Source organism: Mesorhizobium sp. M5C.F.Cr.IN.023.01.1.1, from assembly GCF_003997585.1.
Classification (GTDB): domain Bacteria; phylum Pseudomonadota; class Alphaproteobacteria; order Rhizobiales; family Rhizobiaceae; genus Mesorhizobium; species Mesorhizobium wenxiniae.
Window position 1 is genome coordinate 1 of the sequence record NZ_RZSU01000175.1, and the last position, 8946, is coordinate 8946.

7 protein-coding genes and 1 pseudogene are annotated in these 8946 nt (G+C 57.1%); 3 read left to right on the plus strand and 5 right to left on the minus strand.

Features of this window, described 5'->3' with window-relative positions:
• The first annotated feature begins 428 nt into the window (after positions 1-428).
• Positions 429-581: a transposase gene (locus tag EOA78_RS36325; RefSeq protein WP_164784077.1), complete on the plus strand. Its 153-nt coding sequence runs from the start codon at positions 429-431 to the stop codon at positions 579-581.
• A gap of 82 nt (positions 582-663) precedes the next feature.
• On the opposite strand, the pseudogene EOA78_RS33985 reads toward EOA78_RS36325, so the two are convergent.
• Together EOA78_RS33985 and EOA78_RS33990 are read right to left on the minus strand one after the other, a co-directional pair.
• Positions 664-1131 (minus strand): annotated as a pseudogene (locus EOA78_RS33985) (IS5 family transposase); the annotation flags it as partial.
• 61 nt (positions 1132-1192) lie between these two features.
• Positions 1193-1705, minus strand: coding sequence for a GNAT family N-acetyltransferase (locus EOA78_RS33990; protein WP_127319930.1), 513 nt, complete (start codon positions 1703-1705; stop codon positions 1193-1195).
• 830 nt (positions 1706-2535) lie between these two features.
• Between EOA78_RS33990 and EOA78_RS34000 the strand changes: the two genes are divergently transcribed.
• Together EOA78_RS34000 and EOA78_RS34005 are read left to right on the plus strand one after the other, a co-directional pair.
• Positions 2536-3906 (plus strand): MmgE/PrpD family protein, encoded by a 1371-nt coding sequence (locus tag EOA78_RS34000; protein ID WP_127319934.1) that lies wholly within the window; start codon positions 2536-2538, stop codon positions 3904-3906.
• Between the two features lie 22 nt (positions 3907-3928).
• Positions 3929-5350: an aminotransferase class III-fold pyridoxal phosphate-dependent enzyme gene (locus EOA78_RS34005; RefSeq protein ID WP_245477977.1), complete on the plus strand. Its 1422-nt coding sequence runs from the start codon at positions 3929-3931 to the stop codon at positions 5348-5350.
• Between the two features lie 238 nt (positions 5351-5588).
• On the opposite strand, the gene EOA78_RS34010 is transcribed toward EOA78_RS34005, so the two are convergent.
• The 3 genes from EOA78_RS34010 to EOA78_RS34015 all read right to left on the minus strand — a co-directional run bounded on the left by EOA78_RS34010 (position 5589) and on the right by EOA78_RS34015 (position 8281).
• The gene (locus EOA78_RS34010; RefSeq protein ID WP_206533556.1) at positions 5589-6143 is read right to left on the minus strand and encodes a gamma carbonic anhydrase family protein; all 555 of its coding nucleotides are present in this window, start codon (positions 6141-6143) and stop codon (positions 5589-5591) included.
• A gap of 710 nt (positions 6144-6853) precedes the next feature.
• Positions 6854-6982: a hypothetical protein gene (locus tag EOA78_RS37845; RefSeq protein ID WP_281034102.1), complete on the minus strand. Its 129-nt coding sequence runs from the start codon at positions 6980-6982 to the stop codon at positions 6854-6856.
• A 309-nt stretch (positions 6983-7291) separates the two neighbouring features.
• Positions 7292-8281 carry a response regulator transcription factor gene (locus EOA78_RS34015; protein ID WP_127319936.1) on the minus strand — a complete coding sequence of 330 codons (990 nt, stop codon included), beginning with the start codon at positions 8279-8281 and terminating at the stop codon, positions 7292-7294.
• Between the last annotated feature and the right edge of the window lie 665 nt (positions 8282-8946).

Genomic DNA, 8946 nt, shown 5'->3' on the forward strand with positions numbered 1-8946 from the left:
GTCGGGTTTGAGCCCTCATAGACGCGCTGCTCATGCGCGATGGCTTCGTCGACCGTAAACCGAGTTTCTGCGGATTGCATCGTAGACGGTTTCCCCTTCCGGTGTTTCCATGCCGCGTGAGAATACTCGTGCGTGTGCCTATCCATCCATCGCATGGAGAACAGACCAGGGGAAATTCGGAAAGTTATTTAGGGCGGCGATTGATTATGCAATCGGTAGCGCTGGTCCCCCCAATTGCCGTCCCGACCAACGAGAGTTTGCAGTAGCCGATGGAGACTGCGATTTCATCCCGCCGTCTCTGCTTATGCGGCTATATGCCAGTCCCTTAGCGCGAACACGGCGATACCACATGAGCCGGCGGGGCACGAATATGGCCGATCTCCCGGAGCACGGTACTAGCGTCTGATTTGAGCTCGTTGCACGTTGGGGTGGAAAGCACCTTTCTGCACGTCTACGGCGCGCGCAAGTGGCTGAAGGAGAAACATGACGCCAGATCCCGCCGTAGCTGGCGAAAGCTACATCTGGCACTGGATCCCGATATCGGCGAGATCATCGCCCATATCCTGACGGATCACGGATGAGACTGATGATGTCTCTCACGTTGAGCCACTATGCCAGATTAACGTCGGCGAATAGATGGCGCAACCACGGGTAAAGCTGTCAAATGGAGGCGATGAGGCCGACTGCCCCATCCCTGTCCTGGATATCGGCAGGATGGACCATCAGCCTGACCAGGTGCCCCTCGGTGTCGGTGATGATATGGCGCTTGCGGCCTTTGATCTTCTTGCTGGCGTCGTAGCCACGCAAACCGGCAACGTCCGTGGCCTTTGCCGATTGGCTATCGATGATGCCGGCGCTCGGGCTCGCCTCGCGAGCGAGGGCCAGGCGTGCCGCAGCCACCAGGTGGAAGTTGATGGTCTTCCACAGCCCATTGTCTCGCCAGGCATAGAAATAGCGTTGAACCGTCGAAACCGGCGGGAAGCGGTCCGGCAATGCCCGCCACTGGCAGCCCGTCCAGGCGATATAGAGGAGCGCGTCCACGACTGCCCGCAGCTCGGTCGTCCGCGGTCGTCCTGTCGCCTTCGCTCCAGGCATGAACGGCTCGATCAACGCCCATTCCCTGTCCGTCAACGCATTTGGCGTGTCAGCCTGACCCGGACAACTTTGAGCCCGAAGCGCAGTTTACTGAGCATCACTGAGGCGGACGGCGCAACTCCAAGAACTGATAGTTTGTTCCATCAACGACAACCGGCCCAAGGCAGGTAAAGCCCAGTCGAGTTCTCGCTCTGAGAGACCGAATATTCGTCGGGCGTATGAAACAGACCAACCGACCGATAGGTTGGCTTGCGAAGGCGAATTCAATCACTGGCTTAGCGCTTTCCGGCCCAATCCCCTGACCGCACCGGGCTCCGAACAAGCAGGTTCCGGTTTCAATGGCGTTGTCATCGAAGCGGCGCAGCCCGGACCGCCCCACGAAGCGCAAGTCGCCATTGTCCTCTCGTTCATAGACCATCCAGAATCCATAGCCGTAAGTTTCCCACTCATGAAGATATAGGGACAGCCGCGCATCAGACATTTCCCGCGTTGGCGGAATTCCCTCCATCGTCAATTCGACTACTAGCGGATCACAGTGCAGGCGATGCAGGGCGTCGGCGTCCCAAGGACGTATTGGGCGCATGAACAAACGTTCTGTTTCCAGATTCATTTTGAAATTGCATCCTTCGTTCCATTCATCGCGGCTACCCGCGACATGGATACCGGTCGGCGGCTCTCGCCGCCTCACACCGAAGGAGCTCAAAACCCGTGCCAATTTGGCTGATAGGATCGAAGAACAATTTTGTGATTCTACTCAGCTAGTTAGCCTGAAGCAAATGGGTAAACAAGCCTGTCCCACGGACACGACAAACCCAGCGGCGCGATCTACGGTTTTGTCGTTTACGTCCCACGATCTCGGATACGCGACATAGCTGTTTTAGAGCCATCACGTCGTTTTAAAATGCTTTTCTCAATTGGCACGAAGCATGCTCAGTTTTATGCAAGCCCCATAGCGGAGGAGAAAGCTTTGTCGCAAACTGATTGGCAACGTCGATCCGCTCTCACTGTGCGCAACACTCCCGTCTTTATTGAGTATGCGGGAATCCGCATTTCCGGCAAGCACGCTATCAAGGGTTGATCGATGACGGCCGTGCGGAAAAAGATCGGACCATCCTTTTTGAAAAGGGACGACCATGTCAGTAGGGCTGTCGTCGATTTCGTCAGATGTTCATATCTTGGCCGCGACAACCATCCTGACGTGACCGCGGGCGCCCGCCCGGGAGCACGCTCTCATTATCGCAATCGAATAACCAAAACCGCGCGATCATAACTTTCAGCAAAGGGCTGGGAAAATGACATCGGTTAGAGTGGCGATATCCAAAGAAGAGGATATGAGGTGAAAGCCAACCTTACGATTTGCCTTTGTAAACGAGCGGAAGTCTCGCTAGCAGTGTCCGCGGCCCCGGTGATAGCGCAGGTTCCTCATTGGAGTTCGAAACTATGTCGCTGACACAAGACATTGCCAATACGGTCGCTCGCCTCACATACGATGAACTGCCGGCGCCAGTAGTCGACAAGGCGAAGCTTCTCATCCTCGACCATGTCGGCTGCATGATCGCGGGAAGCACGAGCCGCGGGGCGAGACAATTGACGCCCTATCTCGCGCGTACCGACTCCGGTGGTCCCAGTACCGTTTTCGGCACGTCACTACGCTTCCATCCTGCCAATGCCGCTCATGCCAATGGCCATAGCGCCAGCATGCTTAGTCTGGATGATTCCTATGTCCTTTTCGGGCATCCCGGCAACTCCATTATTCCGGCTGCGATCGCCGTTGCCGAAGAGATAGACAGCTCCGGCAAGGCGCTGATCGCCGCGATTGTCGGTGGCTATGAAATGTCGCTGCGCCTGGGCACAGCCATGCGGCCTACCGAAGACCGCAACCGCCACGTCAGCGGTCTTGCGACTTGGCAGATTTTCGGCGCTTGCACGGCAGCAAGCCTGTTGCATCGGTTAAGCGCCGAGCAAATCGCCGATGCTTATGGGCTGGCGCCGATGCATGCTCCGCTCCCCTTTGGGCAAAAATTCTATTCCCGGCCAATATGCTTTTTGAAGAACAATTACGGATGGGCGAACAAGGGGGCCATCACTGCGGTGGACCTTGTACGAGAAGGTTTTCACGCGAACCGCACGATCTTCGACGGTGCTGACGGCTTCTGGATTATGGCCGGTTCTGACCGCTTTGAACCCCAGAACATGCTTGACCAATGGGGAGAACGGTACTTCACCCTTGAGACCGGCTTCAAACCTTATGGCGTCTGCCGCTGGATTCACACTACGATCGACTGCCTGCGCTCGCTGCAGAAAAGCCATTGTTTCGGCCATGCCGACATCAGGGGCATTCATGTCGAAACCGTGAGCGAGTTCGTTCGCGACTTTAATGGACCTTGGCCGCAATCCACCATCGAGGCGGTGTTTCATATCCCCTATGCGCTCGCACTCGAACTGCACGACAAGTCCTCCGCGACCGGCCTCCGCGAAGACGACCTGACTGACGAAGGTATAAAACAAACCGCGGCACGGATCAGCCTTTCAACGCTCGCCGGTGCCGATGAGGTATTCTATGCGGAAAGGCTCCTGCCGGCCCGTGTCAGCGTCAGCCTTCGGAACGGCAAAACGCTTTCCGCCCAGGCCGCGGTTCCAACCGGCGCCACCGGCGGGCCCGCTTTTGGACAGGCGGAAGTGGAAGCGAAGTTCCTCATGCTCGCTAGCCCCGTCATTGGCGCTATCAATGCCGCGCGCCTGAAGGAGACCCTCCTCGAATTGGAGGGCCTCTTCGTCCGCGACGCACTGAAGCCTTGCGCCATGACGTGATCTCCCCGCGGGGTGCACCGTCGTGAACCAGGCCGCGCCCCCTTCTTCACACCGACGAACCAATCAGGATGAAGTTGCAATGTCCACTCAGAGTATTGTTCGACCGAAACTCGTTCAGAATGCATTCGACAGGTTCTACGCCGGCTCACGCGGAGCCCCGGGCACATTCAAGGTATCGCATGGGAAGGGTATCTTCTTCTGGGATACCAACGGCAAGCGCTATCTGGAGGGTTCATCCGGCGCGCTCGTTGTCAACCTCGGCCATGGGAACGAGCGCGTCCGCGATGCGATGATCGACCAGGCCAATCGCATCAGCTATGCCTCGTTTTATAGTGAATCAACCGATACGCTCTGCAGGATGATCGCGGACCTCGCGGGCCCTGGGTTCGATCAGGCTTTTCCCGTTTCCGGCGGTTCAGAAGCAGTCGAATCTGCCATCAAGCTCGCGCGCCAATACGCGGTGGCCAGCGGACAGCCGAAGCGCTGGAAAATCCTTGCGCGCATGCCAGGATATCACGGCGCGACGCTTGGCGCCGCTGCTGTCACCGGTGATCCGGACCGGGACGAGATGTTCGGCCCGATCATGCAGATAATGCCCAAGGTGCCAGCGCCACTGAGCTATCGCCTCCCTGAGGGCTTCGATGTCAGTTCCTATGCCGACTACTGCGCGGACGCGCTCGAACAGCAGATCCTCGCGGAAAACGAGGAGACGGTGCTCGCCTTCATCATGGAGCCGGTCGGCGGTGTCGCGACCGGCGCGTTGGTTGCGCCGGATAACTATTATTCCAAAGTCCGGGAGATTTGCAATCGCTATGGCGTTCTGCTGATCTTCGATGAGGTGATGTCCGGCGCCGGCCGAACAGGAACCTTCCTCGCCGCTCATCATTGGCCAAACGCTCTGCCCGACCTCGTCGCCTGCGCCAAAGGCTTGGCCGCCGGTTATACGCCGCTTGGCGCCATGATCGCCCCCAACAGGATCGTAGACAAGGTCGCCGAGTCCGGTGGTTTCTTACACGGCCACACCTATGCCGGAAATCCCCTCTCGTCGGCAATTGGTGTCGCGGTTCTCAAGGAGATGCTCGACCACGATCTGATGGGTAATGCCAAGCGGATGGGTTTCCTGCTGCGGCAAAAGCTCCACGCACTGAAGGATCGGAGCACCACGGTCGGCGACGTGAGGGGAATGGGACTCCTCAACGCGGTGGAGATCGTTGAGGACCAGGCAACCAAGGCGATTTTTCCCGCAGCCAAGCAGGCGTCCTATCGCGTTTCGGAGATCGCCCGCGAACTCGGGCTGCATCTCTACGCACGCCGCGCCGCCAGCGGAAAGTTCGGGGAATGGTTTATGGCAGCTCCTCCGCTCATCATAACCGAGCCGGAAATCGACCTCTTCCTGGAGCTTCTCACTGAGACATTCCGGGTTTTTGAGAGCCAGAACCGATGAGGCGGGCGCGTATCCATCCTAACTCGACGCTATCCATGTTGGCCGGTGTGCACGAGCCAATCCTCTGCCGGCGTTGTTAACTTTAAAACGCGTTCAGGGATTTGCGGCATAGACCGATGTCATGAACGCGAGTTAAGTTGATAACGCCCAGACAAAAGATAATATGGGGCAACGGCTGATGAGAGGGGGGCCTGTTCTGGTCGACATAGATGTTTATCCCAACTCAACGTTTTGACCGCTATTCTTGATTGAGTTCGGCGCGGAAACGCTCACCTTTGCGCACGTAGCTTGGTGCAGTTTTTCGGAAGTTTCGGATCTCCTCTTCGGACAGCATCCGGACGAGCTTGGCCGGTGAACCCGTCCACAACTCTCTCGACTTAATCCGCTTGCCCGATGTCAGGAGGCTGCGTGCCCCGAGAACGCCATCTGGCTCGATGATGCAGCCGTTCATGACGGTCGAACCCATCCCGACGAAGGCACGGTCTTCGAGCTTGCAACCATGGATCAGGCAGGAATGCCCAACGGTGACATCGTCTCCGATGACGACATCAAATTCGCCGAGGTCGATGTGAATGACCGACCCGTCCTGGATGTTGCTTCGCGCGCCGATCTTGATCGTATTGTCGTCGCCACGCAGCACGCAGTTAAACCAGACACCGGACTGCTGCCCGATGGTCACGGCACCGACGATGGTGGCGGAAGGCGCAATCCATGCACCAACGGCAATTTTGGGCTTCCTGGAACCGAGATTGTAGACTGACTGATGTTTTTTAGACATTAACACTTTTCCCATTTATCTGGCTTTCTCGCGCTTTTGGCGCGTTTAGAACAACAGGCGCAGCTGTTGCTCGTTGTTCGAGTAGCACTCGCACTGAGCCCGAATGCCCGGCTCGAAAGCTTCTCGATGGCGGCCTGTCGTCGGACGAAATCGGCGGTGAGGCGGATGGTCCGTTGGCGGAAGGGCTCTGAGCGCCTTTGTGCGCTTGAGAGGAGATTCCCAGAGTTGGTCCGGTTCCACCAATTCGGTTACGGCCGTAGGCTCGTGTTCCCTTGATGAGGTAGTCCGTGGACAATGAGGGTTGCACGCTTCGTGTGCGGCCGATGCACATCTCCATGAAGTAAGGACCGGTGATACTCGCCTGCCGACCTTCATCTCCGGCGCCCCATGTGCTGGCAGGCATAGGCGAGTCAGCACACAGTCCGATATGAAGGCCAGTCCCGACGCAGATGCGATCCGCTGCCTGCACGCATAATCTTCCTTGGCACGCACCGACTGGACGAGCGTACGCTGATCCCTCCAGCCAGGGTGACCACTGTCTCGAACGAGAAGTCCTTGATCTCCTCAAGGGCATGCCCTGAGCTGAAAGCTCCGTTACCAGCCCACGGAGCAGGAATCCTCGCACCCTTGGGCAAAGGTGATTGGTTGCGATACCCTTCGAACAGTGGAGTAATAGATCGGGCGTCCACCGAACTTGTTGTGGATTTTTGGACGCTCCGATGGGGCTATACTTTTCGCGTTGCCGCTAATTGCCACTGCACCGCAGGCATAGACGGAACGCTTGGCGTCCATTTGATCAGATAGCCGTTGCGGATCAAGGTGTCGCAGACGCCAGCGAGTGTTGTTTCGGTCATGGGTGGCTCCTCCTGTCGCACGCGGTTGAGTGTTCATAGGCGCGCTGGTCAAGCGCAATGGTGTCGTCGATCGCAGACCTATTTTAAGGGGACCGCTCCATCATAGACGGTCCCACCTCACCCAAGTTTCCGAGCCGCATGAGAATGCTCACGCGTGTGGACGTATACATCACATGGAGAACGGATGAGGGAATTTAGAATAGTTATTTAGAGCGGTGGTTGATTATGGAACCTGTAGCTCGGTCGCCAACGGGTCGCCCTAACCTGCGCCCATTGTTCACGGCTATGAGGAGCAATCCAATAGATCGGTCAATCGGCGGCATGCTGTAATAGACCGCTTCGTCTAATTTCCTTGGGCGTGTAGCCGTAGTGTTTCTTGAACGCCAGGCAGAAGTTGGAAGCATAGTCGTAGCCGACTTCGTAGGCAATCATCTTCAGCGGCATTGTAGTCTTAACGAGGAGATCGACAGCCTTTGATAAGCGCACCATAGTCCGGTAATCGTGGGTGTTAATGCCGTACCGATCCGCGAACGCCTTGTTGACGCTGCGGCTCGAGATGTTGAATTCTTCTGCGAGCTTACAGATCGGTAGTTTGCTCTTTAAATCGCTGTCAAGAATGCTTTTAATGTACTCCAGCTTCTCGTCCATGCTCAGGACGGTCCTAGACTTTACAAAACCCTGTGAAAGTAAATTGTCCAAAGTGATGCAAAGTAACTCCTTGGCTTTTGCGGAGACATAATGATGCACAAAGCGCCGATCGATGCTTCGAAATATGACGGATCTTGCGATCTTCTCCATTTCCGAACAGAACGGAAGCTCGATCCAGGAAAATCGGCCGGCAGGATGGTGCAACAGGTCCTGCAGGACCGCTAGCTGATCGGAAAACTCGGCCACCACGCGTGGCGGATCTTGCGGGTCGAAGCCGAGAGCCATCGCCGTCTCCGACTGGCTTGCGGCCCATTGATTTATCGCGTCGACGCCTTTGGGGTGGAAGTAGGCAACGAACGTGGGCTTCTGCAGGTTAACTGCCTCGCCCGTTGACGGGGAGATGGTTCGGCGTCCATCCAAATGATAGAGGAACACTAGGCGGTCGGTGCCCCGATGGTTTTCGAGGCATTTTTCACGCATCATAAAGCGCCTGGTCGTCAGCAAAAGGCTGAGCTCTATTTGGAAACAGTCTTCGTGGCCCGCCGCATATTTGGAAGGCGGTACCCAGCGGCGCCCGAATCCAGCCATTTCCGGCGGGACTAGGACCTCCTCGAATTCCTTCGCCCAAGCGATCTGCTCAAGGGCATTCATACGCTCCCGCTCCGCCCCAGTGTAAGTGTATTATAACAAAATAGTCGATTTTGGCTCGTTGTCAAACCCGAGTGAGTGCCCGGGCAAGGGCGGAGCTCCAAATGGAGGACTCGCGAGAGGGAAGCGTTGATTGTTCTATGGGACATCGATCGCATCTCTACGATGCCTATGGGTCGGACTTCGAGTCCAAGAGCCGCATCGCATCTCCATTACCAAGACGACACCTAACCTGATGCTCGGCCGCGCGGTGGCTAACGGCTCGTCAATCCTGACGAACGAGTAGGCGCTTATCTGCCGGAGATCGGTACGGGCTACGGCCGCCGACATGCACGTCGCCAACGATTTCATCGAAGACTACAGTGACGGCGGCGCGTCATCTCCTTCCCGGCGTCCTTGTCCAGGTTGCGGAATGCCGCCGAGAGGTTGTTTTGCGAAACTCGGGGGAAGCCTGATTGGTGGATCAAGCGGACGTCGAGGCGTTGAGGTGGCCCCGATGTGGGCGGACTGGGCGTTGCGGCTTCTAGGCTTTCGCCTAATATCGGGCTAACGGAAGAAGCGCTGCACCCGGGCGACAGTGGGAGGCCACGCCCACCGGACCATGGAAATGGCTAGCGATGTGCGCTGATCAGGCCAACAACCACCACAGGCGGCGCCAGCCAGCTATC

What these genes read in the sequence shown, in the direction of transcription:
- EOA78_RS34015 (WP_127319936.1), bottom strand. Translation starts at nt 8,281, where the DNA reads ATGAATGCCCTTGAGCAGATCGCTTGGGCGAAGGAATTCGAGGAGGTC.
- EOA78_RS37845 (WP_281034102.1), bottom strand. Translation starts at nt 6,982, where the DNA reads ATGACCGAAACAACACTCGCTGGCGTCTGCGACACCTTGATCCGCAAC.
- EOA78_RS34000 (WP_127319934.1), top strand. Translation starts at nt 2,536, where the DNA reads ATGTCGCTGACACAAGACATTGCCAATACGGTCGCTCGCCTCACATAC.
- EOA78_RS34010 (WP_206533556.1), bottom strand. Translation starts at nt 6,143, where the DNA reads ATGGGAAAAGTGTTAATGTCTAAAAAACATCAGTCAGTCTACAATCTC.
- EOA78_RS33990 (WP_127319930.1), bottom strand. Translation starts at nt 1,705, where the DNA reads ATGAATCTGGAAACAGAACGTTTGTTCATGCGCCCAATACGTCCTTGG.